Genomic DNA, 24,254 nt, shown 5'->3' with positions numbered 1-24,254 from the left:
GGTGCGTGACAGGCTCGGTTCGGCTACATGTCGCCAGTGTTACGTCACACCTCGGCGTAGCTGAGCTGCGGCTTCGCCTCGGATGCCGAGCTCGACGCCGTCACCCGGCCCGCCGGACGGCGAAGGTATACGGTCCAGGTGACCACGAAGCACGCCGCGTAGAAGGCGAGGAAGGCGACGAAGGCGCCGGTTCCGGAGCCGTAGGAGAGGAAGGACTGCCGGAAGGCCAGGTTGATGCCGACGCCGCCGAGCGCGCCGACCGCCCCGATGAGCCCCATGGAGGCGCCGGACAGCCGCCGCCCGTAGGCAGCCGCCTCTTCCCCTTCGAGCCCCTTGGCGACGGCCTTCGCCTGGAAGATGCCCGGGATCATCTTGTACGTCGACCCGTTGCCGAGGCCGCTGAGCACGAACAGCACCACGAAGACGGAGACGAAGAGCGGCAGCGACTTCTGCATGCTGGCGAAGACCAGGACGGCGGTGGCGGCGGCCATGCCGACGTAGTTGTACAGGGTGATGCGGGCGCCGCCGTAGCGGTCGGCGAGCCAGCCGCCGACGGGGCGGATCAGGGAGCCGAGCAGCGGGCCGATGAAGGTGAGGTAGGCCGCCTGGAGGGGCGTCCGGCCGAACTGGTTGGTCAGCACCTGCCCGAAGGCGAAGGAGTACCCGATGAACGACCCGAACGTGCCGACGTAGAGGAAGGACATGATCCAGGTGTGGGCGTCCTTCGCGGAGTCGATCGCGGCGCCGGTGTCGTTCTTCACGGACGCCAGGTTGTCCATGTACAGCGCGGCGAGGGTCGCGGCGAGAAGGATCAGCGGGATGTAGATCCCGAGCAGCACGCGCGGCCCGCCGCTCGCGCCGATGACGGCGAGGGCGATCAGCTGGATGACCGGCACGCCGATGTTGCCGCCGCCCGCGTTGAGGCCGAGCGCCCACCCCTTCTTACGCAGCGGGAAGAAGGCGTTGATGTTGGTCATCGAGGAGGCGAAGTTGCCGCCGCCGATGCCCGCCAGCAGGCCGACCAGCAGAAACGTGTTGAATGAGGTCCCGGGCTTCATCACCGCGAACGCGGCGATCGTGGGGATCAGGAGCAGACCGGCGGAGATGATCGTCCAGTTCCGGCCGCCGAAGACCGCGACGGCGAAGGTGTACGGCACCCGCACGACCGCCCCGACCAGCGTCACCATCGACGTCAGCAGGAACTTGTCGGCCGGGGTGAGGCCGTACTGCGGGCCCATGAAGAGCACCAGCACGGACCACATCGTCCAGATCGAGAAGCCGATGTGCTCGGAGAGGACGGAGAAGAGCAGGTTACGGCGGGCGATCTTCTCGCCCTTGTCGTTCCAGAAGGTCTCGTTCTCCGGGTCCCACTCCTCGATCCAGCGGCTCCCCTTCTTCGCGGGGGACGGGGGTGCGGGCGCTGTACTCGGGGCTGTCATGACGCCTCCACGGTGCTCCGGGACTCGGGTGGTTCGGGGGGATGAGCGGTGATGAGTCCCGAAGGTAGGGAGGGCGCGTTTCCGGGCTGTGGCTGTGGGTGACCGGAAAGGAACGTTGCTCTCACCTTGCGCGGGGGCCCGGTGAGAGGTTTTGGGGATGGCTCAGCGCGGGGGCTGCTGCCCGTAGGGGCCCGGACCCTGAGGCGGATACGGGGCCGGCGGCTGCTGAGGGTACTGCTGGGCCTGCGGCTGGGGATACGGCTGAGGGTAGGGCTGAGGGTACTGCTGGGGATACGGCTGCTGCCCGCCGTACGGTCCCGGCTGCTGGTGGGGCTGGGGCTGGGCGTGAGGCTGGGGCTGGGGCTGGGCGTGGGGCTGGGGCTGGGGCTGAGCGTAGGGCTGGGGCTGGGCTTGCGGCTGGGGCTGCTGCGGGGGCTGGGGCTGCCCGTAGCCGCCGGCGGGCGTCGGGGCGGCGGTGCCGTACGGGCCGCCGTACTGGGCGCCATAAGGGCCCGGGGCCGGGGCCGGTGCCGGGAGGCCGCCGCCGTACGGGCTCTGGCCGTATCCGGCCATCGCGCCCGGCGGGAGGTAGCGCACCCGCCCGGTCTCGTCGGTCACCGGGGTGAAGCCGGCGGCCTGCAGCCGGGCGGCGAACTTGGCGTTGCGGTGCCGGGTGACGACGAAGCCGATGCCGACGACGCCCATGAGGACGACCCAGGCGACGGCCGCGGCGATGAAGTCGGTGTTCGTGCCGCCGAGCCGTACACCGAGGATCGCGCAGCCCGCGGTGACGCCCAGCGCGCCGTACCCCATGCGCTTCTCGGCGCTCTTGCCGGTGAGGTCGAAGTTGATGCGCGCCTTCAGCAGCTCGAAGGCGTCCGGCACGACGGGCGGCAGCGAGACGCCGTCGGAGGCGTTCGGGTACTGCGCCCAGTTCTGCGCGGCACGCGCGCGTGCCTGCGGGGCGGGGTCGGGGACGATCAGCATCTTCAGCGCGCTGCCCCGCGAGCCGCCCTGCCGGACGTCCGCGTACTCGTAACCGAACTGCTGGGCCAAGCAGGCGAGTCGGGCCAGCTTCTTCACGGAGGCCATGGGGCTGGTGAGCTCGACGGGCTCGCCCCCCGCCATCAACCGCAGCATGTTCTGCACCTGCCGCTTGCTCACCGGCGCTCATCTCCCCCTCGCCCGGACAACTGTTCACTTGCGCAACGCCCGGGCAGTCTTCCACACCCCCTCGACCCCGGGAATCGTCGGCCGACACGCTTTGACCTGCCCTTTACGACCCCCCGGCGGGCCGGCGAACTCCCCGACGGGGACGGCGCGCCTCAGGCGCGGCGCGCTCCCCCTCGGCCGTCCGGCCACAGCCGGGGCCTGCGACGGGCCGCCAGGTCCTCCACCCAGCCGAAGCAGACCACGCAGACCGCGGTGAGGAGCCAGATGAACGGCAGCTGCGGCCACGGACTCTCCAGGACCCAGGGGGTGTTGGCCTCCAGCCAGGGGATGCCCCACAGGCGGTCCCACAGTGCCTCCACGATGCCGATGCACAGGTTGTGCCACAGGTAGATCGTCACGGCACGCGAGTTGAGCAGGGTGATCAGCCGGTCCCAGCGGCGCAGCCGGGCCGGCCACTCGCTCCAGGACGGACTGATGTGCAAAAGCAGCAGGACCGCCGCGAACGACCACAGGGACTGCGCGAACGGCATGTCGTCGAGGTCGTGGCCCTCCCTCAGGTGGTGCCCCAGGGCGTACCAGAGACCGACCCCGCCGACCGCCGGCGCCAGCGACGGGACGACGTAGCGGGGCAGCCGGCGCAGGATGCCCTCCTGGTGCGCCATGCCCAGCAGCCAGCACGCGCCGAACGCGCCGAAGTCGCTGAGGTTGGCCTCCAGGCGCCAACTGGGCACCGACAGCGCCCCGAACTCCAGGGCGGCGGACAGCGCGACGGGCGCGAGGATCGTCGGCCAGGGCAGCCGGCGCAGGGCGCGCAGAAGAAGTGGGGAGAGCAGCACGAACCAGAGGTAGGCGCGGATGTACCAGAGGGGTACGGCCATGTCGACGGCCCAGTCGTCGCCGATCAGCCCCTGCACACCGGGCAGGCCGTCGCCGTACGGCGGGTCGCTCAGCGGCAGGATCCAGTAGCCGAGGTGCAGCCACCACCAGCCGGGGTGCCCCTCGTCGTCCGGACTCCAGCCCGCCACCGTCATGCCCGTCACGCCGACCGCGCCCAGCAGCCACAGCGGGGGCAGCAGTCGGCGCAGCCGGCCTCGTACGACTTCCAGCGCGGGGCGTCTGGCCAGCGAGCGGGCCATGAGGTTGCCGGCGAGGGCGAACATCACGCCCATGGAGGGGAAGACGATGGGCAGCCAGGCCCAGCCCATCAGGTGGTAGAAGACGACACGGAAGAGGGCGATGCCGCGGAGAAGATCGAAGTAGCGGTCACGCCCGCCACCCCGCTTCTTCTCGCTCCTCGACTCGCTCTTCGACTCGTTCTGTGGCTCGCTCTTCGTCTCGTACTCAGCCGTCGTGCCGGCCGTTGTCCCGGCTTCGGGCATGGGCTGGGTGTCCGTGGGCTGGATATCCGTGGGCTGGGTGTCCGTGGGCCGGGTGTTCATCGGGCCGTTCCTCCGTCCATGGCCGGCGTCGGGGCGCCCGGGGGTGCGGCCACCTGACCCTTGCGGCGCAGTTTCTGCCAGCGCAGCCGGCCGCCGGTGAGGGCGGTGATCCAGGACTGCAGCAGGACGATGTACATCAGCTGGCGGTAGAGGAGTTGCTGGAGCGGGAGGGAGATGAGGGGGGTGAGGCGTTCGCGGTCCAGGACGAAGGCGTAGGCCGCGCAGCCCGCCTGGACGGCGAGGACGCCGAACCAGGCCGCGATGGTCTTGCCGGTCGGGCCGAAGAGCAGGCCGTAGACGAGGAAGAGGTCGATGAGCGGGGCGAGGAGCGGGGCCACGACCATGAAGAGCGAGACGAGAGGGAGGCCGACGCGGCCGAAGCGTCCGGAGGGGCCCCGCTCGACCAGCGCCCGGCGGTGCTTCCAGATCGCCTGCATGGTGCCGTAGCACCAGCGGTAGCGCTGCGACCACAGTTGCTGGACGGACTCGGGCGCCTCGGTCCAGGCACGCGCCTTCTCCGCGTACACGACATGCCAGCCGTCGCGATGGATGGCCATGGTGATGTCGGTGTCCTCGGCGAGGGTGTCGTCGCTCATGCCGCCGACGCGGTCCAGCGCGCTGCGGCGGAACGCGCCGACGGCCCCCGGGATGGTGGGCATGCAGCGCAGGACGTCGTACATACGGCGGTCGAGGTTGAAGCCCATCACGTACTCGATGTGCTGCCAGGCGCCGATGAGGGTGTCCTTGTTGCCGACCTTGGCGTTGCCGGCGACGGCGCCGACCTTCGGGTCCGCGAACGGCTGGACGAGTTCACGGACCGTGGAGGGCTCGAAGACGGTGTCGCCGTCCATCATCACGATCAGGTCGTGCCGGGCGTTGGCGATGCCCCGGTTGAGCGCGGCGGGCTTGCCCGCGTTGAGCTGGCGGACGACGCGGACGCCGGGCAGGTTCAGGTCCTCGACGATGCGGGCGGTGCCGTCGCTGGAGCCGTCGTCGATGACGAGGATCTCGATCGGGTGCTCGCTCTTCATCAGCGAACGCACCGTGTTCTCGATGCACTTGGCCTCGTTGTACGCCGGGACGAGCACCGACGCGGGTTCGGTGACGGGCGCGTCGGGACCCCAGACGAAGCCCTTGCGGCGGGTGCGGCGGGTGTGGATCGCGGACAGCAGCAGCATCAGGCCGAAGCGGGCGAAGACGAGGACGCCGATGACGGCGAGACCGACGACCAGGACGCCGGTGATGTCGTCGGAGGCCTCGACCAGGAAGACCCAGGCCTTGCCCTTCCACAGGTCGAGCCCGGTGACCGGGGTGTGCGCGCTGGGGGCGCGCAGGGCCTCGGTGAGGTTCTCGAACGTGTAGCGCTTCGCCTGGAGTTCGGGGAGGTAGACGTCGAGGGCCTGGACCGTCTGGTGGCGGTCGCCGCCGGAGTCGTGCATGAGGACGATCGCGCCCTTGCCGTGCTGCGGCGTGGCGTTGCGGATGATCTGGCGCACGCCCGGCCGCTGCCAGTCCTCGCTGTCGGCGGTGGTGAAGACGGTGAGGTAGCCGCGGGTGCCGACGTACTCGGTGACCGGCCAGGACGCGTCGTCGAGGGCGTCCGCGGAGGAGGAGTAGGGCGGCCGGAAGAGGGAGCTCCGGATGCCCGCCGCGCCCGCCAGGGCCAGCTGGTTCTGGGTGAGCTCCCAGTCGATGCGCTTCTTCGACTGGTAGGACAGGTCGGGGTGGTTGAAGGTGTGCAGCCCGATCTCGTGCCCCTCGTCCACCATCCGCCGGACCAGGTCCGGATAGCGGGAGGCCATGGTGCCGGTGATGAAGAAGACGGCGTGCGCGTGGTGCTTCTTCAGGACGTCGAGGACCTCGGGGGTCCACCTGGGGTCGGGGCCGTCGTCGAAAGTGAGCACGATCTTGTGGTCCGGCACGTCCAGGCTGGTCTGACGGCCGCTGCGGGTGTCGACGACCGGGCCGCCGTCGAGGATCTTCTCCGGCACCTTGTCGGCGGCGGCCTCGGGGTGGATGCGGTAGTCGGCGAGGATCTCGCTGTGCACGTAGCCGCGCAGCATCAGCATCGCCATCATCGCGAGCAGCACCAGCAGGGGCAGCAGGTGGCGCAGTCGCAGCGGCATCAGACGCCTGCGTTCGGGAGGCGGCGCCGCCCCGTGCGCGGCCCCGCCGCCGCCGTGTCCCACGGCCCGCCCACGCCGCGCCCCCGACCGCCGGCCGGCCCGCCGCCCACCACCCGCCGAAGACGAGTCGGACCCGGGGGCGGGGGCGGCCTGACCGCCCGACGAATGCGCGGACTGCCCGACGACGGCCCGTCGGGTCGAGCGCCGGCTGGTACGTGGTGCCATGAGAGCTGCATCTCCGAAAACGGCTCGCCACGCGCCTTGCGCGACGAGGGTGGGCGGTGAGGAGTTGTCTGTGCGGGGAGTCGGGGAGTTGGCGGTGGTCCGGAAGTCGGCCGCGGTTCGGGGAGTTGATGGTTCGGGCCACGAGTCGCCGACGCCGACAGAAAGCCGCTGATGCGGCACGCGGCTGCGCATGCGGCGACTGGTGGGGACGTGGCTGGTACGGGCGCGAGGTGGCTGGTACGGGCGGGGAGGTGGCTGGTACGGGACGGCCGTTGCCGGCGCTGGCCGGGAGTTGCTGGTGAGGGACGGGAGTTACTGGTGAGGGACGTGGGCTCTGCGGCGCGAGGCCGCTGGTACGGGCCGGGAGTTGCTGATGCGGGCGGCAAGTTACTGGTGCGGTAGGCGAGTTGCTGGCCAGGGACGTGGCTGTTGCGGGCGGGGAGTGGGTCGTGCGAGCAGGCAGTGGCTGTTGGGCGTTGCCGGCGAGTTGGGCTGCGGGAGCCGGGCGGTGCGATCGCGCGCCCGTGGGTCGGCTGGAGGGGGTGACCCATACGGGTCAGGCGACGGGAATCCCGGCGTGAAGGAGTGGGCTGCAGATCGACCCACCGGGTCAGGCGGACGACATCTGGTCCCGAGGGCCAGGTGGAGAGGCCGCACAGCGAGGGCCGAGCGGCCGAGCCGGGATCACCCCGTCGGAGTCAGGCGACGGAAGCGATGCAAGAGGCGCCGGTTACGGGGGCCTGTCGGCCACGGCGGTCGAAGAACTCCGTCACGCCGGTGACCGAGGCCCCACGGCCCTTTGGCCCGCCGCCTCCCCGCCCCCGGCCCCCGTGCACCCGTGCACCCGCGCCCCCGCGCCCCCGTGCACCCGTCCACCCGCGGCCGACGCCCCGCGCGCGCCCTCTGGCCGGCCGCGTGTACCCGTCGGCCGTTTCTCGGCGCACCCCTCGCTCCTCAGACCGCCGAGGTCGACGCCGGCGCCGTTGGTGCCGGGGTCGGGTCCGGGGGGCCGTTGGCGACTGTGGTGGTGGTTCCTCCGGCCGGGGACGGGGAGGCGGCGGGCGAGGGAGGTGCGGCGGGCGAGGATGCCGGGGGCGGTGGCGGGGAGGACGCAGGCGGGGCGACCACCGGGCTGCTCGGGCCGGGCGTCGAGGACGCCGTGGGCGTGGGACCCGCGCTGGGCCGGGCCGTCCCGCTCGCCGAGGGCCGGGCCGTAGGCGACGCCCCGCCCGGCGAAGCCGCCGGGCTCCCCGACGCGCCCGGCACCGCACTGGCCCCCGGCTTGCCCGGCACCGCGCCGGACGGGAGGGCGGTGTTGCCCGCGCCGCCCGGCAGCACGGCGCCCGGCACCCCGGGTCGCTCGCTCACGGAGTCGTCCGGCGCCGACGGGCTGTCGACCTTGCCGGCCGCCGGCTTGTCGTCGTCGGCGACGCCCGGCACCGGTACCGGCAGCCAGGGCGCGCCCGCGTTGCCCGACAGCAGCGTGGCCACGATGACGACGGCGTACGCCCCGCACGCGGTCCCCACGAGGATGCCGATGCGGCGGAACGTCCGGCTGCGTCGGCCCGACTCGTCGACGAACACCGGGACGTCGGAGGCGCCGGCCTCGGGACCGTCGGCCCGCCCCTTCTTGAGGGGGTCGAGTTGCACCGTCACCTCGGCCGGATCGTTCCCCTTGCCGTCCGCCCCGCCGGGCTCCTCTCCCCAGGGATCCCGGAGATCGCTCGACCGTTCGTTTTCGGAAAGGCTGTTCGAGGCTTCCAGGCCCGACAGCAGACCGTTTTCACGCGGTACATCCATCACTGACCGGTATCTGCCGTTTTCTTCCGTCATGGACGTCAGGGATTGCCCCCTCGCCCCGGGAAAGCTCTGGGATCCTGCTCCCAGGACCGGTACGTCCCGGGTCGGCGTCGCCGCCTCCGGCCACTCCGGTTGGGCGTCTTCTCGCCAATTCTTCACGTGCGCACTTCCCCCCACGGAACTGTTCTGGGTGCGCTTACGACTCCGAGCGCACGTCGGCGGAACCAGGCCCCCACCTGGCTCCTGCGCCCCTTTTACCCCATTGCGCTCAGGTCGACGAATCTAGCGCAGGCATGGGCCCTGTGTTCTCGATGTGTCATTTATGGTCAGAAGTCATGTTCATGCCTATGGCCGGATTACACCCCTTGACGGCCCCCCGGAGGCGCGTTCTCGCAACCCCGCCCTCGCTCCTGGCCCACCGAAGGGCATCGAGGGTCGGAGGGACCAGCCCCTTTCATCACACCAACGACACAGACGGACAAAGAGACGCGGTCGGCAGCGGGATCGAGCGAGGTCTCAGGCATGGCCGGAAAATTCACTCCAACGGGACGGCGGATTGCCCGCTTTATCCGCGATGCCGCGACCCCCTCCCCCGGCCGGCGGCAGGGAAAGCGCCGGCCCCCTTTCGGCGCCCCGAACCGACCCCGATCGTGGCAGCCGGTTCCCGCACCCCTTCCCTCACGCCCCATTGACGCGATCACAACAGCCACATACCTTCCCCCGTCGAAGCGCTTCGACGTCACGCATCGAATCGATTCGACGGACCGGTCGACGAACGAAGTCGATGAACGAAGTCGACGAACAAGGTCGACGTACCGAATCGTCGAACCGAGTCGCCGAACGCCGCGTGACGGCTGTTCTGCCCCCAGCACCATCCGACTCCCCCGGAGGCACAGGATGTTGACGGCACGAAGGCGTGTGGTGGCGAGTGCGGCGGCGGTCCTCGCCGGATCCCTGCTCCTGGCCTCCTGCGGTGGCTCGGACGGCGGCGGCTCCTCCGACGCCGGGACCCTGCGGCTGTGGCACTACGAGGCCCCCAACAGCGCGATGGGCGTGGCCTGGACGGAGGCGATCAAGGAGTTCGAGGCCACGCATCCGGGTGTGAAGGTGAAGTTCGAGGAGAAGAGCTTCGAGCAGATCCAGAAGACCGCCCCGATGGTCCTCAACTCCTCCGACGCGCCCGACCTCATGGAGTACAACAAGGGCAACGCGACGGCGGGCCTGCTCTCCAAGCAGGGGCTCCTCACCGACCTGTCCGCCGAGGCGACGAAACGCGGCTGGGACAAGCTGCTCAGCCCGGGCGTGCGCACCACCAGCCAGTACGACGCCGACGGCGTGATGGGCTCCGGCAAGTGGTACGGCGTGACCGACTACGCCGAGTACACGATGGTCTACTTCAACAAGGACCTGTTCGCGAAGTACAGGATCGCCGAGCCCAGGACGTTCGACGACCTGGTCGCCGCGATGAAGACCTTCACCGACAACGACATCACCCCGCTCGCCAACTCCGGCGCCGAGTACCTCGCCCAGCAGTACGTCTACCAGCTGGCCCTGTCCAAGGCGGACCGCTCCTGGGTCGACTCCTACGAGCTGTACAAGGGCAAGAAGGCCGACTTCCACGACGCGGCCTGGACCTATGCCGCCGAGACGTTCGCCGACTGGGTGAAGAAGGGGTACGTCGGCAAGAGCTCCACGAGCGCCAAGGCCGAGGACGCCGGCGTCTCGTTCCTCCAGGGCAAGGCGCCGATCCTGTTCTCCGGCAGCTGGTGGTACGGCCGCTTCCAGGACGAGGCGACCTTCGACTGGGGCACCACCCTGTGGCCCGGCTCGACCCTCACCCCGGGCTCGGGCGGCAACCTCTGGGTCGTCCCCAAGAGCGCGAAGAACAAGGAGCTCGCCTACGACTTCATCGACATCACCCTGTCGAAGAAGATCCAGAACCTGCTGGGCAACAAGGGCGGCGTCCCGGTCGCGGCGGACCCGGCCGCCGTCACCGACCCGAAGGCCAAGGAGCTGATCACCCACTTCAACACCGTCAGCGGCCGCGACGGCCTGGCCTTCTACCCGGACTGGCCGGTCCCCGGCTTCTACGACGTCCTGGTCTCCGAGACCCAGAAGCTGATCACCGGCAGCGACAAACCCGACGACTACCTCAGCAGTCTCCAGAAGGCCTATGACAAGGGCGCACCGAAGCGATGAGGGCACGCGCCCCCAGAGCCCTTAGAGCCCCCAGAGCCCCCGGAGCCCAGCGCGACTCCTACGCTCTCTTCCTCCTCCCCGGCGCCCTGGCCTTCCTCACCGTGATCGTCGTCCCGTTCCTGATGAACACGGGCGTGAGCTTCACCGACTGGCAGGGCGTGGGCAGCCCGTCGTGGTCCGGGCTCGCCAACTACCGGGAGCTGGTCGACGACACGGAGTTCTGGGAGTCGTTCCGGCACAGCCTCTTCATGGTCGTCGCGATGGCGGCGATCCCCACGGCGGTCGGACTGGTCCGGGCCGCCGCCCTGTTCGACTATGTCGGCAAGCACTTCGGCTCCCGGATCGCCGCCGTCCTGCGGGCCTGCTTCTACCTCCCCCAGGTGCTGCCGATCGCGGTGGCGGGCATCGTCTGGAGCTGGATCCTGGCTCCCGACAACGGCTCCCTCAACGAGCTTCTCGAAGCGGTCGGCCTCGGCGGGTGGCGGCAGGACTGGCTCGGCGACCCCGACGTCGCGCTGTACAGCGTCATGGGCGTGATGGTGTGGGTGCAGCTCGGCTTCCCGCTGGTCGTCTTCATGGCGGGCCTGCAGCGCGTCGATCCCCAGCTGCACGAGGCCGCCGAGCTGGACGGCGCCGGCTGGTGGCGCCGCTTCCGGCACATCACACTGCCGCAGATCCGCCCCGAGCTGTACGTCGTACTGACCTGGTGCACGATCGCCGCGCTGAAGGTGTTCGGCGCGGTGTACGTCCTGACGAAGGGCGGCCCCGGCGGCGCGACCGACGTCCCCTCGTACTTCTCCTTCACCACGTTCTTCGAGAAGACCCAGGTCGGCTACGGCGCCGCGATCTCCACGGTGCTGACCGTGATCATCCTGGCCCTGTCCCTGATCGGCCTGAGACTGCAGACCCGCGCGGAGGACGCCGAGGAAGGGGCACGCACATGACGAGGACCCTGCGCCGCTACCCCGTCCTGATCGCCCTCTGTCTGGCCGCTCTCTTCATGATCGTCCCGTTTCTGATCGTGGCGGTGAACGCGGTCAAGTCCCCGGCGGAGTACTCCCGCAACGGCCCGCTGAGCCTGCCCGAGGGCCTCTATCTGGACGGACTGAGGGACTTCTGGGAGCGGGTGGACTACACCCGGAAGCTGGTCAACTCGGTCGTCATCAGCGGCTCGGTGGCGGTGCTCGCGGTCGTCCTGTCCATCCTGACCTCGTACGCGATCGGCATCGGCCGGATCAAGGGCCGCACCTGGGTGCTGGCCTTCTTCGTCCTGGCGAACATGCTCCCGCAGGAGGCGCTGGTCTACCCGCTCTACTACCTGAGCAAGCAGGCCGGCCTCTACGACACCCGGCTCAGCGTGATCATCGTCTTCACGGTGATCCAGTCGGCCTTCGGCACGTATCTCCTCTCCTCCGTCCTCGGCCGGTTCCCGCGCGAGATCATCGAGGCCGCCCGCATCGACGGCGCGACCAAGTGGCAGGTGCTGTGGCGGATCGTCGTCCCGGTCAGCCGCCCCACCCTCGGCGTGCTCGTCGTCTTCTTCTTCATCTGGACCTGGAACGAGTTCCTGCTGCCGCTGGTCATGCTCGTCTCCAACGACAACCAGACCGTGTCGGTGGCCCTCGGCGTCCTCCAGGGCCAGCGGCTGATGGACGCCACGATGACCAACGCGGCCGCCCTCCTCGGGGTGCTCCCGGCCCTCGTCTTCTTCCTCGTCTTCCAGCGGACGCTCACCCGCGGCATCGCCGTGGGCGCCGTGAAGTAGTGAGGACCGAGCAGTAAGGACCCCCGCCCATGAAGTTCTCCGACGGATACTGGCTGCTGCGCGAGGGCGTCACCGCCGCCCACCCCGCCGAGGTCCTCGACGTCACCGCCTCCGACGGCGCCCTGGAGATCCACGCGCCGACCCGGCCCATCCGCAGCCGCGGCGACCTGATGACGGGACCGGTCATGACGATCAGAGCCCACACCCCGATGCCCGACGTCATCGGCCTCACCCTCACCCACTTCACCGGCGAGCGCCCCCGCGAGCCCGCCTTCGACCTCACCGGCGCCGACCCCACCCCCCAGCTCGCCCACGACGACGACCACGCGATGCTGACGTCCGGCGCGCTGTCCGTGAAGGTCGCCCGCTCCGGCCCCTGGCACGTGGAGTTCCTCGCGCACGGCCGCACGCTCACCTCCAGCGGCCCCAAGGGCATGGGCATCATGCGGGACGCCGGCACCGGCGGCCACTACCTGCGCGAACAGCTCAACCTGGGCGTGGGGACCGCCGTCTACGGCCTCGGCGAACGCTTCGGCCCGCTGGTGAAGAACGGCCAGGCCGTCGACATCTGGAACGCCGACGGCGGCACCGCCACCGAACAGGCCTACAAGAACGTGCCGTTCTACCTCACGGACGCGGGCTACGGCGTCTTCGTCGACCACCCGGGCAAGGTCTCCTTCGAGGTCGGCTCGGAGACGGTGTCGAAGGTCCAGTTCAGCGCCGAGACACAGGAGTTGACGTACTACGTCATCCACGGCCCCACCCCGAAGGAGATCCTGCGCAAGTACACCGCCCTCACCGGCCGCCCCGCCCTCCCGCCCACCTGGTCCTTCGGCCTGTGGCTGTCCACGTCGTTCACCACCTCCTACGACGAGGAGACCGTGACGTCGTTCATCGAGGGCATGCGGGACCGCGAACTCCCCCTCTCCGTCTTCCACTTCGACTGCTTCTGGATGCGGGAGTTCCACTGGTGCGACTTCCGCTGGGACCCCCGCGTCTTCCCCGACCCGGAGGGCATGCTGGCCCGGCTGAAGGCGAAGGGCCTGCACGTCAGCGTGTGGATCAACCCGTACATCGCGCAGCGCTCACCGCTGTTCGCGGAGGGCCGGGAGCTGGGGCATCTGCTGCGCAGGCCCGACGGGAGCGTCTGGCAGTGGGACCTGTGGCAGCCCGGCATGGCCCTCGTCGACTTCACCAGCCCCGCCGCCCGCGACTGGTACGCGGCCAAACTTCAGGCACTGCTCGCGCAGGGCGTCGACTGCTTCAAGACGGACTTCGGCGAACGCGTCCCGGTCGACGTGGCATGGGCGGACGGCTCCGACCCTGAGCGGATGCACAACTACTACACCTACCTCTACAACCGCACCGTGTTCGACGTCCTGCGCAAACACCGCGGCGAGGGCGAGGCGGTCGTCTTCGCCCGCTCGGCGACCACCGGCAGCCAGCAGTTCCCCGTCCACTGGGGCGGCGACTGCGAGGCGACCTACGAGTCGATGGCCGAGTCACTGCGCGGCGGACTGTCCCTGGGCCTGTCCGGCTTCGGCTTCTGGAGCCACGACATCGGCGGCTTCGAGGGCACCCCCACCCCGTCCCTCTTCAAACGCTGGCTGGCCTTCGGCCTGCTGTCCTCCCACAGCAGACTGCACGGCAGCTCCTCCTACCGGGTGCCCTGGCTGTTCGACGAGGAGTCGGTGGACGTCCTGCGCCACTTCACCCGTCTGAAGCTGCGCCTCATGCCGTACCTGTACGAGGCCGCGCGCGTCGCCCACGAGGAGGGCGTGCCGGTGATGCGGGCGATGGTCCTGGAGTTCCCCGACGACCCCGGGTGCGCGCACCTGGAACGGCAGTACATGCTCGGCCCCGACCTGCTGGTCGCGCCGGTGTTCAGCGACGAGGGAGAGGTGACGTACTACGTCCCCGAGGGCACGTGGACGCACTACCTCACCGGCCGGACGGTGACCGGGCCGCGCTGGATCCGGGAACGGCACGGGTTCCTCGGTCTGCCGCTGCTGGTGCGGCCCGGCGCGGTGCTCCCGGTGGGCGCCCACGCCGACCGGCCGGACTACCCGCACGCCGACGGCGTCACCCTGCGCACCTACGGCCTGGAGCGCGGCGCCCAGGTGACGGTACGGGTCGGGGACGTGACCTTCACCGTCGTCCGGGAGGGCGACACGCTCCGGGCGTCCGCGAGCGACCCCTCGGCGCCGTGGGCGCTGGCCGCCGGCGACCGGGTCGCGCGGGCGGAGGCGGGCACCGGGTTCCTGACACTGGAGAGCGTGGAGGCGGGCTGATGGTGAAGATCACCGATGTGGCACGGCACGCCGGGGTCTCCCCCAGCACGGTGTCGTACGCGCTGAGCGGCAAACGCCCGATCTCCGCGGAGACCCGCAAGCGGGTCGAGGAGGCCGCCCGTGAGCTGGGCTACCGCCCGCACGCGGGCGCCCGCGCCCTGGCCAGCAGCCGCTCCAACGTGCTCGCGCTGGTCGTCCCCCTGCGGACCGGCATCCACGTCCCGGTCGTCATGCAGTTCGCGGTGTCGGTGGTGACGGCCGCCCGACGGCACGACCACGACGTCCTGCTGCTGACCCAGGAGGAAGGCGAGGAGGGCCTGCGCAGGGTCGCCGACACGGCGCTGGTCGACGCGCTGATCCTGATGGACGTCCAACTCCACGACCCGCGGCTGCCGTTGCTGCGCTCCCTGGACCGGCCGTCCGTGATGATCGGTTTCCCGCTCGAGGCCGACGGGCTGACCTGCATCGACCTCGACTTCCGGGCGGCGGGCGAGCGGTGCGTGGAGCATCTGGCGCAGCTCGGGCACCGGGTGGTGGGGCTCGTCGGCTCACCGCCGGAGGTGTATGTGCGCGGGACGGCGTTCGCCCAGCGTGTGGTCCAGGGTTTCACCGCGGCCGCCGACCGCGCCGGCCTCGCCTCCGCGGTCCATCCCTGCGAGGCGACCCCGGCCGCGGCCCGCCACGTCGCGGAACAGCTCCTGCGCGAACAGCCGGCGCTGACGGGCGTCGTCGTCCACAACGAGGCGATCCTGGAACCCCTGATCGACGCGTTCGAACAACTCGGCCTGCGCATCCCCGGCGACCTGTCGGTGACGGCGATCTGCCCCGACGAACTCGCCTCCACCCTCCGCGTCCCCGTCACATCGATCGCCCTGCCGTCCACGCAGGTCGGCGAACAGGCGGTGGACCTCCTGATGCGAAAACTGGACAACGAGCCGGTCCCCCAGGCAACCCTGCTCCCACCCCACCTCACCCCCCGCGCAAGCACAGCCCCCCGCACGATCGGATGAGGCGCCGAGCATCCATCCCAGTGCCTGTCGGGCATCCGGTGTGCCGTACTTGGACGCAAGGAGCGCCATCGCCCGGACCGGTGGTCAGTCGCGGGTGCTCCGGGGGGCCGGGGTGACAGGTTCGACCGGGTTGGCGAGGCGGGTGCCCAGGAGGGCGCAGGAGACGCCCTGGACGCCCTCGTAGGTGACGGTGCGGCCGGGGGCGAGTTCGGTGGCGAGGCGTTCGGCCAGGGTTTCGCCGTGCTCGTGGAGGCGGAGGAAAGCGGCGTCCCAGCGGGCGTCGTCGCGGTCGGCGAGCCAGGTGTTCATGCCCGCGTCGATGTCCCGGGCCCAGGCGGAGAGATCGGCGACGAGGGCGTCGGACAGGCCGAGGGCGGCTTTGGGGTCGTCCGGGGCGAAGTCGTCGTAGCTGCCGGTGCGGACCGGGTGGGACCGGTACTCGCCCAGGAGCGTGATGTGCCCCTCCTGCTTGCCGTCCACGCAGCCTCCTCGCCGCCGCCGTTGCCATACACAGCAGAAGACCCCGCTCCTCGAAAAGGGGGGCGGGGTCTTCTGTTCACATGGGATGAGTGGAGATGGCGGGAATCGAACCCGCGTCCAACGGTGCAGAATCAGGGCTTCTCCGTGTGCAGTTCGCTGCGATTTTCTCGGCCCCGGTGATCACGCGAACAAGTCGCCGACGGGCCCAGTCACTGTTTGATTTCCCATCCGACCCCGTGACCGGGCCAGATGGTTTAGTTCCCTAGATTATGCCAGGATCCGGGCCGGGAACACTCCCGGGCTGACACCCTTTAGGGTCCTACCTCACTGCTTATTAGGCAGCGAGAGCGTAGGACTGGGAATCGCTCTTGGTATTGGCGATTATTTTTTGCGACATATGGTTTACGAGATCATTGCCGCTTCCTCGACACGCTTCCCCTGCTTCAACAGCCGCTGTCGAAACCGATCATCCCCATGTTGATTTTTCAAGCCCTCCGAAGAGGTGTCCGCACCCGCTGTGGGGTGCTTGTGCCATCGTACGTGAACAACGCACGCCGATGCCACCGTATTCCCCGCCGCTACGCGTGCCGCTGCTTCCGCTTCACCGCCGCGATCGCCCGGTCCGTCTCCCGGCGGTCCTGCTGCTCGCGCAGGGTCTGACGCTTGTCGTACTCCTTCTTGCCGCGCGCCAGCGCGATCTCGGCCTTCGCCCGGCCGTCCTTGAAGTACAGGGCGAGGGGCACGATCGTGTGGCCCGTCTCCTCCGACTTCACCGCCAGCTTGGCGATCTCCTCGCGGTGCAGCAGCAGCTTGCGCTTGCGGCGCGCGGAGTGGTTGGTCCAGCTGCCCTGGCTGTACTCGGGGATGTGGGCGGCGTGCAGCCACGCCTCGTTCCCCTCGATCTGGACGAAGCCGTCGGTCAGCGAGGCCCGGCCCTGGCGCAGCGACTTCACCTCGGTGCCGGTGAGGACGAGCCCGGCCTCGTAGACGTCGATGATCGCGTAGTCGTGCCGGGCCTTCTTGTTCTGCGCGACGATCTTCCGCTTGCCGTCCTTGACCTTGCCGGACTCGGCCGCCCCGCCCTGCTTCGGCTGGGACTCCTTCGGTACGTACATTCCCTTGCTCATAGTCCCGCCATTTTCGCACCTCGCGGGGGTAAGAGGGAAAGTCGATTACGAAGCGTTGCCGAGACCGCTCAGCACGGTCTCCGCGCGCGTCAGCGCCCCGGTGTCCGCCTCCAGGTCAGGAGTGATGCCGTGGCCGTCGACGCTGTGCCCGGCGGGAGTGCGGTAGTGGCCGACGGTGAGCTCGGCGACGGAGCCGTCGGGCAACCGGTTCGGCATCTGGACCGAGCCCTTGCCGAAGGTGCGGGAGCCCACGACGACCGCGCGACCGCGGTCCTGGAGGGCGCCGGTGAGCAGCTCGGCGGCGCTCATCGTGCCGCCGTCGACGACCGCGACCAGGGGTCTGGCGGTGTCGCCGCCGGCCTCGGCGTGCAGCGCGCGCTGCTCGCCGTCGACGTCGTAGGTGGCGACGAGGCCGCCGTCGAGGAACGCGGAGGCGGCGGTGACGGCCTCGGTGACCAGGCCGCCGGAGTTGCCGCGCAGATCCAGGACGATCCCGGCGCCGGCCGGCGCCCGGCGGACGGCGGTGCGCACGCTGTCGCCGACGCCCTTGGTGAACGCGGCGACGGTGATGACGGTGATGCCGTCGGCGAGCCGGTGCACGGTGACGGAGTCCGTGGACAGCAGGGCCCGGCGCAGGGTCTCGCTCCACGCGCGCGTGCCGCGCCGCAGACCGAGCCGGACGGTGGTGCCGGCGGACGCGTCCTTGGCGTCGCCGCGCAGTAAGGAGACGACCTCGGTGACCGGGAGTCCGTCCACGGGCCGCCCGTCGACACTGCTCAGCCGGTCGCCCGCGCGCAGTCCGGCTTCGGCGGCGGGTGAGCCGGACTGCACCTTGGTGACCTCGATACGGCCGTCCCGCTCGCGCCGCGCCTCCAGGCCGACGCCGGTGTACCGGCCGTCGAGGGACTCCTCGAACTCCTCGTACTCGCCCTCGGAGTAGACGGCCGCCCAACGGTCCCCGCTGCGGCTGACGGCACGCTCGGCGGCCTCCATCGGGGACTTGCCGTCGGCTGCGGCCTCCTCGGCGGCCCGCGTCACGTCCTCGGAGTGTCCGGCGGGGGCGGTGGAGGGGGTCACACTGCCCGCGGCGCCCGCGCTCCTGCGCCCGCCGCCCAGTTCCTGCGGCAGCGAGCCGGTCGCCGCACCGGCGACGAGGACGCTCGCGAACACCAATGTCAGAGCGGCCCCGCGGCCGAAACGGCGGGGCTGACAGAACAGGTCTCGGCCTGACATGGCGGTGAGTCTAGGGGAACGCAAAGGGCCGCACGGTCGGTTGACCGTACGGCCCGCGGGGCGTGCGTCACACCTTCAGGTACTTGCGCAGAGCGAAGAAAGCGGCCAAAGCGGGCATCAGCAGGCTGGTGGCGAGGATGAGCGGGAGCTTCGTCAACACGGCGTCCCAGCCGATGAAGTTGATCAGGTTCAGCTTCTCGGACAGGGCCAGGCCGTTGTCGATGATGAAGTACCGGGCGATCACCAGGAATCCGCAGGCGACGGTGCCGCCGATGAGCCCGGCGACCGCGGCCTCGGCGATGAACGGCGCCTGGATGTAGAACCCGGAGGCGCCGACGAGCCGCATGATGCCCGTCTCGCGCCGCCGGCTGAAGGCCGAGACGCGCACGGTGTTGACGATCAGCATCAGCGCGACCACCAGCATCAGCGCCATCACCGCCCGCGCCGCCCAGTTCATGCCGTTGAGCAGCCCGAAGAGGTTGTCCAGGATGCCCTTTTGGTCCTGCACCGACTGCACGCCGTCACGCCCGTCGAAGGCGGTCGCGATGACCTGGTACTTCTCCGGGTCCTTCAGCTTGATGCGGTACGACTCCTGCATCTGGTCCGGCGTGAGGGAGCTGGCCAGCGGGGAGTCGCCGAACTGCTCCTTGTAGTGCTTGTAGGCCTCGTCCTGCGACTCGTACGTCACCTTCTCGACGACGCCCATCTTGTCCAGGTCGGACTTGATCTGCTTCTTCTGGTCCGCGGTGACCGCGCCCTTGGCGCAGTTCGGGTCCGACTCGGCGTCGCTCTTGTTGCAGAGGAAGATCGATACGTTGACCTTGTCGTACCAGTAGCCCTTCATCGTGCTGACCTGGTCGCTCATCAGGAGCGACCCGCCGAAGAGCGCCAGGGACAGGGCGACGGAGACGACGACGGCGAAGGTCATCGTCAGGTTGCGGCGGAGACCCACACCGATCTCCGACAGTACGAACTGGGCGCGCATGGCGAGTTGTTCAGGCCTTTCCGGGGACGTCCGCGAGGGCGGGGGCGATGGCGGGGCGGGTCAGTGCTGGTAGCCGTAGACGCCGCGCGCCTGGTCGCGGACGAGACGGCCCTGCTCCAGCTCGATGACGCGCTTGCGCATCTGGTCCACGATGTTCTGGTCGTGCGTGGCCATCAGCACGGTCGTGCCCGTCCGGTTGATCCGGTCGAGCAGCTTCATGATGCCGACGGAGGTCTGCGGGTCGAGGTTGCCGGTGGGCTCGTCGGCGATCAGCAGCTTGGGGCGGTTCACGAAGGCACGCGCGATGGCGACGCGCTGCTGCTCACCACCGGAGAGCTCACCGGGCATCCGGTCCTCCTTGCCGCCCAGCCCGACGAGGTCGAGCACCTGCGGCACGGACTTGCGGATCTCGCCCTTGGACTTGCCGATGACCTCCTGCGCGAAGGCGACGTTCTCCGCCACCGTCTTGTTGGGCAGCAGCCGGAAGTCCTGGAACACCGTCCCCAGCTGGCGGCGCATCTGCGGCACCTTCCAGTTGGAGAGGCGCGCGAGATCCTTGCCCAGGACGTGCACCTGGCCTTGGCTGGTGCGCTCCTCGCGCAGGACCAGCCGTAGGAAGGTGGACTTTCCGGAGCCGGAGGACCCCACGAGGAACACGAACTCGCCCTTCTCCACCTCTAGGGAGACATCCCTGAGTGCGGGGCGGGTCTGCTTGGGGTAGACCTTGGAGACGTTGTCGAATCGGATCACGGATGCACCACGGGTCGCCGGGGGTAGATGAGCGTGACCATACGCGAACCGGGGAGGGCGGCGCAGGCGTCGGGAGGGGTTGGGCGGGGCTTGTGCGCTTTTGTGCGGGACTTTGTATGCCCGGGCGTCTCGGAGTGAGCCGCGCACCCTCCCCAGGAACCTGGCAGAGTGGTAGGGGAACGTTCGCGTTCCCGTAAGCGTTGTGTCCATGGAACCGGTGCAAGGAGGGCGAGCGCATGACGTACGACCGGCTGGTGTGCGCTAACTGCGCCGCGCCCGTGAGCGAGGGCCGGTGCCCGGTGTGCCGCGCGAACCGCGAGCGGCTGCAGCAACAGGAGAACTTCTTCGCGGGGCTCAACCCCATGGCGCTGATCGCGCTGCTGGCGGTGCTGGTGGCGGCGTTCGCGCTGCTGGCGCACCAGACCGCGTAACCCGCGGCCACGACACGCGAAGGGGCCCGGAGCTGATGCTCCGGGCCCCTTGGTGCGTACGTCACGTACGGGTGCGACTACCTACCGTCAGGCAGCGGCCCCGCCGCGGCCCTCCACGAGGCGCGGCAGCACGCGGAAGCCGACGCCGCCGGCGATCATCGTGGCGGCGCCGATGATCAGGAACATGGTCTGCCCGGCACCGGTCTCGGCCAGCTCCTTGCCACCGCCCTGCGCGGCCGCGTCGGAGGTGTCCGAGGTGTCGGTCAGCGCGGAGCTGCCCACCTCCTGGGTGGAGGCGCCGTCGGTGCCGGTGCCCGTACCGGCGGAGGCGCTGCCGGCCGAGGTCGAACCGGCGGAGGTGCTGCCCTCGGAGGACGAGCCCGAGGAGGTGTTGCCCTCCGAGGACGAACCCGAGGACGTGTTGCCCGTCGAGGTACCGGACGAGGTACCGGCGGAAGTACCGGTCGAGGTACCGGCAGAGGTGCCGGAGGACGTGCCCGCCGAGGTACCGGTGGACGTGCCGGACGAGGTACCCGTGGACGTGCCCGCCGAGGTACCGGTGGAGGTACCCGAGGACGTGCCGGTCGAGGTACCGGTGGACGTACCGGACGAGGTGCCCGTCGAGGTACCGGTGGACGTGCCCGCCGAAGTGCCCGTGGACGTACCGGTCGACGTGCCCTCCGAGGTGCCCGTGGACGTGCCCGCCGAGGTACCCGTGGACGTACCGGTCGACGTGCCCTCCGAGGTGCCCGTGGACGTACCGGTCGAGGTACCCGCCGACGTGCCGGTGGACGTACCCGTCGACGTGCCCTCGGACGTACCCGTCGAGGTACCGGCGGACGTACCCGTCGACGTGCCGCCGTCGGTGCAGATCCCGATCGGGCAGGGCTCTCCGCCCGTCTGCGGGGTGACTTTGCCTTCGCCGGACGTCGACACAAGGCCGCTGAGGCCACCCTCGTCACCGGCGGCCGAGGCGACGCCGGCGACCGTCAGTGAGGCGCCCGCGGCGATCACGGCGCCGGCGGCTATGCGCGCGACCCGGATCCGCGTCTTCTTGGTCATATGGTTGCTACCCCCAGTAGCTGATCGTCGATGAGGCCGCGCTCGGGACTGTGATCGACGGAGGTAGCAGAGATGCAGCTGAAGTCCCCCGGTTCACATGCGCCCCGGAGATACGCATGCCACACTGCACCTTCCCCATTTTTCAAAGCAGCGTCAAGGTCGTTGCGCACGCAATGTCCAAGTCAGGGCGCTTTGCGCGATGGTGGTGCTGTGAATGTGACGTAAAAGGTAACCGCCCCTGATTCAGGGGCGGTTACCTTGTCGACAAAACTACTTCTCTTGCTGCTTGCGCCAGCGAATTCCGGCTTCCAGGAACCCGTCGATCTCACCGTTGAAAACGGCCTCGGGGTTACCGACCTCGAACTCGGTGCGCAGGTCCTTGACCATCTGGTACGGGTGCAGGACGTATGAACGCATCTGGTTGCCCCAGGAGCTGCCGCCGTCCTTGAGGGCGTCCATCTTGGCCCGCTCCTCCTGGCGCTGCCGCTCCAGCAGCTTCGCCTGGAGAACGTTCATCGCGGTCGCCTTGTTCTGGATCTGCGACCGCTCGTTCTGGCAGGAGACGACGATGCCGGTGGGCAGGTGGGTCAGGCGCACCGCGGAGTCGGTGGTGTTCACGCCCTGGCCGCCGGGGCCGGAGGAGCGGTAGACGTCCACCCGCAGCTCGGACTCGTCGATCTCGATGTGGTCGGTCTGCTCGACCACGGGGAGGATCTCGACGCCCGCGAAGGACGTCTGCCGGCGACCCTGGTTGTCGAAGGGCGAGATGCGCACGAGACGGTGCGTGCCCTGCTCGACGGAGAGCGTGCCGTAGGCGTACGGGACCTGCACGGCGAAGGTGGTCGACTTGATGCCGGCCTCCTCGGCGTACGACGTCTCGTAGACCTCGGTCTTGTAGCCCTTCTGCTCCGCCCACCGCAGGTACATGCGCTGCAGCTTCTCGGCGAAGTCCGCGGCGTCGACGCCACCGGCCTCGGCGCGGATGTTGACGAGCGCCTCACGGGCGTCGTACTCCCCGCTGAGCAGCGTGCGGACCTCCATCTCGTCCAGCGCCTTGCGGACGGAGGCGAGCTCGGACTCGGCCTCGGCGCGGGTGTCCGGGTCGTCCTCCTCCTCGGCCATCTCGAACAGCACGGCGAGATCGTCGATCCGGCCGCGCAGCGTGTCCGCCTTCCTGACCTCGGCCTGGAGGTGGGACAGCTTGCTGGTGATCTTCTGCGCCTCGTCCGGGTTGTCCCACAGGGACGGCGCGGCCGCCTGCTCCTCGAGCACGGCGATGTCTGCCCTCAGCTTGTCGAGGTCCAGAACGGCCTCGATCGACTCCATGGTCGAGGAGAGGGACTTGAGCTCTTCGGATACATCGACGACTGCCACGCATCCAGCGTAACGGACCCGGCATCCCAGCCCGTCCGGCGTCCGGGAGACGAGGAGGTCACGGTGACGCGGGGGTCGAGTTGTTCGTGTCCTGCGGGGTCGCCCCCGCGTCGTCGCCCGAGGTGGCCGCCCAGGTGCCGATCCCCGCGGCAGCGACCAGGGCCGCCGCGGCCACGCCCAGCGTGATCCGGCGCCGACGCGTGGCGGAACGGTTCCGTGCCGAGCCGGGGCGCGGCGCGCCGGCCGCCCTCGGCACCCGGGCCGTCCCGTGCGCCCCGCCCGCCAGTTCGTCCGGCGCGGGGACGCGCATCGACGTGTGGGTGTCGCGGTTGGAGTCCGGCTTCGCGCCCGGCACCAGCGGGACCGAGCCCCTGCGGACCTTCCCGGAGGGCGCCTCGGGGGCGGATGCGGCGGGCGTGCTCTCGTGCGGCTCGGCGCCGTCCTCCTGCTCCGTGTCCGGCGAGTCGACGTCCAGCGGCGGCATTCCCGCCAGCGTCAGCAGCTGCTCCCGCAGCCGTGCGGCCAGCTCGGACGCCCGCAGCCGGGAGGCCGGCGCCTTCGCCAGGCACTGCACGAGCAGTTGCCACAGCTCGTCCGGGATGCCGGGGAGCGGGGCGACGGACTCGGTGACATGGCGGCGCAGCACCGCGCCCGGGTGCCCGCCGCCGAACGGGGTGAAGCCCGCGAGCAGCTCGTACAGCACCGTCGCCAGGGCGTAGATGTCGACCGAGGCGCGCGGCGGGAGGCCCTCGACGATCTCCGGGGCGAGGTAGTCCGGCGTGCCGATGATCTTCGTGGCGCGGGTCCGCTTGGGGGTGTCGATGAGTTTCGCGACCCCGAAGTCGGTCAGCAGCGCGCGGTGCGAGCCGCCGGGGCCGAGCGGGCCCTGCATGTCGAGCAGGATGTTCTCGGGCTTCACGTCGCGGTGCACGATCCCGGCCGCGTGCGCGGCGGCCAGGCCCTCGGCGACGTCCGCGACGATCGCCACGGCGGCCTCGGGCGCGAGCCGCCGGTCGCGTTCGAGGCGGGTGCGCAGGTCGGTGCCCCGGACCAGGTCCATGACCAGCGCCAGGTCGTTGCCGTCGACCACCAGGTCCCGTACGGACACCACGTGGGGGTGTTCCAGACCGAGCAGTGCCGTGCGCTCCTGCACAAAGCGGCCCACGAGTTCCTCGTCGGAGGCGAGGTCCTCGCGCAGCAGCTTGACGGCGACGGGGCCTTCCGGTCCCTCGCCCAGCCACACCGTGCCGGCACTGCCCCGTCCCAGGATCTGGTGGGCGGTGTACCGGCTGCCGATCTTCCGTGCCAAGACTGCTCCTACAGACGCGTGTTGCCCATCAAAGTA

At 70.1% G+C, this 24,254-nt stretch carries 20 protein-coding genes and 1 other RNA gene; 7 read left to right on the top strand and 14 right to left on the bottom strand.

Annotation, left to right across the window (positions count from 1 at the left end; all coding sequences use genetic code 11):
* Positions 1-44: 44 nt before the first annotated feature.
* The 5 genes from ACZ5SK_RS19700 to ACZ5SK_RS19680 form a co-directional block, all read right to left on the bottom strand.
* Entirely contained in the window at positions 45-1,439 is a 1,395-nt protein-coding gene (locus ACZ5SK_RS19700; RefSeq protein ID WP_334579499.1) for a nitrate/nitrite transporter, read from the bottom strand.
* Positions 1,440-1,601: 162 nt separating this feature from the next.
* Positions 1,602-2,603 carry a hypothetical protein gene (locus ACZ5SK_RS19695; protein WP_468415489.1) on the bottom strand — a complete coding sequence of 334 codons (1,002 nt, stop codon included), beginning with the start codon at positions 2,601-2,603 and terminating at the stop codon, positions 1,602-1,604.
* A gap of 161 nt (positions 2,604-2,764) precedes the next feature.
* Complete coding sequence (locus tag ACZ5SK_RS19690; protein WP_334579497.1) at positions 2,765-4,051, bottom strand: acyltransferase family protein; 1,287 nt, start codon at positions 4,049-4,051, stop codon at positions 2,765-2,767.
* Positions 4,048-6,177: a bifunctional polysaccharide deacetylase/glycosyltransferase family 2 protein gene (locus ACZ5SK_RS19685; RefSeq protein ID WP_334581318.1), complete on the bottom strand. Its 2,130-nt coding sequence runs from the start codon at positions 6,175-6,177 to the stop codon at positions 4,048-4,050. The genes ACZ5SK_RS19690 and ACZ5SK_RS19685 overlap by 4 nt, the downstream gene beginning before the upstream one ends.
* A gap of 1,179 nt (positions 6,178-7,356) precedes the next feature.
* Positions 7,357-8,202 (bottom strand): hypothetical protein, encoded by an 846-nt coding sequence (locus ACZ5SK_RS19680; protein ID WP_468415485.1) that lies wholly within the window; start codon positions 8,200-8,202, stop codon positions 7,357-7,359.
* 897 nt (positions 8,203-9,099) lie between these two features.
* Here ACZ5SK_RS19680 and ACZ5SK_RS19675 point away from each other — a divergent pair.
* The 5 genes from ACZ5SK_RS19675 to ACZ5SK_RS19655 are packed head-to-tail and all read left to right on the top strand — an operon-like array spanning position 9,100 to position 15,467.
* Positions 9,100-10,401: an extracellular solute-binding protein gene (locus ACZ5SK_RS19675; RefSeq protein WP_334579494.1), complete on the top strand. Its 1,302-nt coding sequence runs from the start codon at positions 9,100-9,102 to the stop codon at positions 10,399-10,401.
* Complete coding sequence (locus ACZ5SK_RS19670) at positions 10,398-11,345, top strand: carbohydrate ABC transporter permease (protein ID WP_468576343.1); 948 nt, start codon at positions 10,398-10,400, stop codon at positions 11,343-11,345. Before ACZ5SK_RS19675 ends, ACZ5SK_RS19670 begins: the two co-directional genes overlap by 4 nt.
* On the top strand, positions 11,342-12,166 hold the full coding sequence (locus tag ACZ5SK_RS19665) for a carbohydrate ABC transporter permease (protein ID WP_334579492.1): 825 nt from the start codon (positions 11,342-11,344) through the stop codon (positions 12,164-12,166). The genes ACZ5SK_RS19670 and ACZ5SK_RS19665 overlap by 4 nt, the downstream gene beginning before the upstream one ends.
* 29 nt (positions 12,167-12,195) lie before the next feature.
* Complete coding sequence (gene yicI / locus ACZ5SK_RS19660) at positions 12,196-14,457, top strand: alpha-xylosidase (protein WP_361701081.1); 2,262 nt, start codon at positions 12,196-12,198, stop codon at positions 14,455-14,457.
* Positions 14,457-15,467, top strand: coding sequence for a LacI family DNA-binding transcriptional regulator (locus ACZ5SK_RS19655; protein ID WP_361701084.1), 1,011 nt, complete (start codon positions 14,457-14,459; stop codon positions 15,465-15,467). The genes yicI and ACZ5SK_RS19655 overlap by 1 nt, the downstream gene beginning before the upstream one ends.
* 84 nt (positions 15,468-15,551) lie before the next feature.
* Here ACZ5SK_RS19655 and ACZ5SK_RS19650 read toward each other — a convergent pair whose 3' ends face one another.
* From ACZ5SK_RS19650 to ftsE, 6 genes are all read right to left on the bottom strand, one after another.
* Positions 15,552-15,947: a hypothetical protein gene (locus ACZ5SK_RS19650; protein WP_468576342.1), complete on the bottom strand. Its 396-nt coding sequence runs from the start codon at positions 15,945-15,947 to the stop codon at positions 15,552-15,554.
* 87 nt (positions 15,948-16,034) lie between these two features.
* Positions 16,035-16,421, bottom strand: a transfer-messenger RNA (tmRNA) gene (gene ssrA / locus ACZ5SK_RS19645).
* Between the two features lie 104 nt (positions 16,422-16,525).
* On the bottom strand, positions 16,526-17,074 hold the full coding sequence (smpB, locus tag ACZ5SK_RS19640) for an SsrA-binding protein SmpB (protein ID WP_334579487.1): 549 nt from the start codon (positions 17,072-17,074) through the stop codon (positions 16,526-16,528).
* 45 nt (positions 17,075-17,119) lie between these two features.
* On the bottom strand, positions 17,120-18,307 hold the full coding sequence (locus tag ACZ5SK_RS19635; RefSeq protein WP_361701088.1) for a S41 family peptidase: 1,188 nt from the start codon (positions 18,305-18,307) through the stop codon (positions 17,120-17,122).
* A gap of 67 nt (positions 18,308-18,374) precedes the next feature.
* Positions 18,375-19,292, bottom strand: coding sequence for a permease-like cell division protein FtsX (gene ftsX, locus ACZ5SK_RS19630; protein ID WP_079661907.1), 918 nt, complete (start codon positions 19,290-19,292; stop codon positions 18,375-18,377).
* 60 nt (positions 19,293-19,352) lie between these two features.
* The gene (gene ftsE / locus ACZ5SK_RS19625) at positions 19,353-20,042 is read right to left on the bottom strand and encodes a cell division ATP-binding protein FtsE (RefSeq protein ID WP_057574412.1); all 690 of its coding nucleotides are present in this window, start codon (positions 20,040-20,042) and stop codon (positions 19,353-19,355) included.
* Between the two features lie 236 nt (positions 20,043-20,278).
* On the opposite strand from ftsE, the gene ACZ5SK_RS19620 reads away from it, so the two are divergent.
* Complete coding sequence (locus tag ACZ5SK_RS19620) at positions 20,279-20,473, top strand: hypothetical protein (protein ID WP_079661906.1); 195 nt, start codon at positions 20,279-20,281, stop codon at positions 20,471-20,473.
* A gap of 87 nt (positions 20,474-20,560) precedes the next feature.
* On the opposite strand, the gene ACZ5SK_RS19615 is transcribed toward ACZ5SK_RS19620, so the two are convergent.
* On the bottom strand, positions 20,561-20,755 hold the full coding sequence (locus ACZ5SK_RS19615; protein WP_334579485.1) for an LPXTG cell wall anchor domain-containing protein: 195 nt from the start codon (positions 20,753-20,755) through the stop codon (positions 20,561-20,563).
* On the opposite strand from ACZ5SK_RS19615, the gene ACZ5SK_RS19610 reads away from it, so the two are divergent.
* The gene (locus ACZ5SK_RS19610; RefSeq protein ID WP_468576340.1) at positions 20,730-21,569 is read left to right on the top strand and encodes a hypothetical protein; all 840 of its coding nucleotides are present in this window, start codon (positions 20,730-20,732) and stop codon (positions 21,567-21,569) included. The genes ACZ5SK_RS19615 and ACZ5SK_RS19610 overlap by 26 nt on opposite strands.
* 236 nt (positions 21,570-21,805) lie before the next feature.
* On the opposite strand, the gene prfB is transcribed toward ACZ5SK_RS19610, so the two are convergent.
* Together prfB and ACZ5SK_RS19600 are read right to left on the bottom strand one after the other, a co-directional pair.
* A complete protein-coding gene (prfB, locus tag ACZ5SK_RS19605; protein WP_334579483.1) occupies positions 21,806-22,909 on the bottom strand; it encodes a peptide chain release factor 2 in 1,104 nt (367 codons plus the stop codon).
* A gap of 58 nt (positions 22,910-22,967) precedes the next feature.
* Positions 22,968-24,218, bottom strand: coding sequence for a serine/threonine-protein kinase (locus tag ACZ5SK_RS19600; RefSeq protein WP_334579482.1), 1,251 nt, complete (start codon positions 24,216-24,218; stop codon positions 22,968-22,970).
* Positions 24,219-24,254 lie beyond the last annotated feature (36 nt).

The sequence above is a fragment of the Streptomyces sp. NPDC031474 genome, assembly GCF_055581185.1.
Note: the sequence above shows the minus strand (reverse complement) of the source record. Positions and strands in the feature narration are given on the sequence as shown.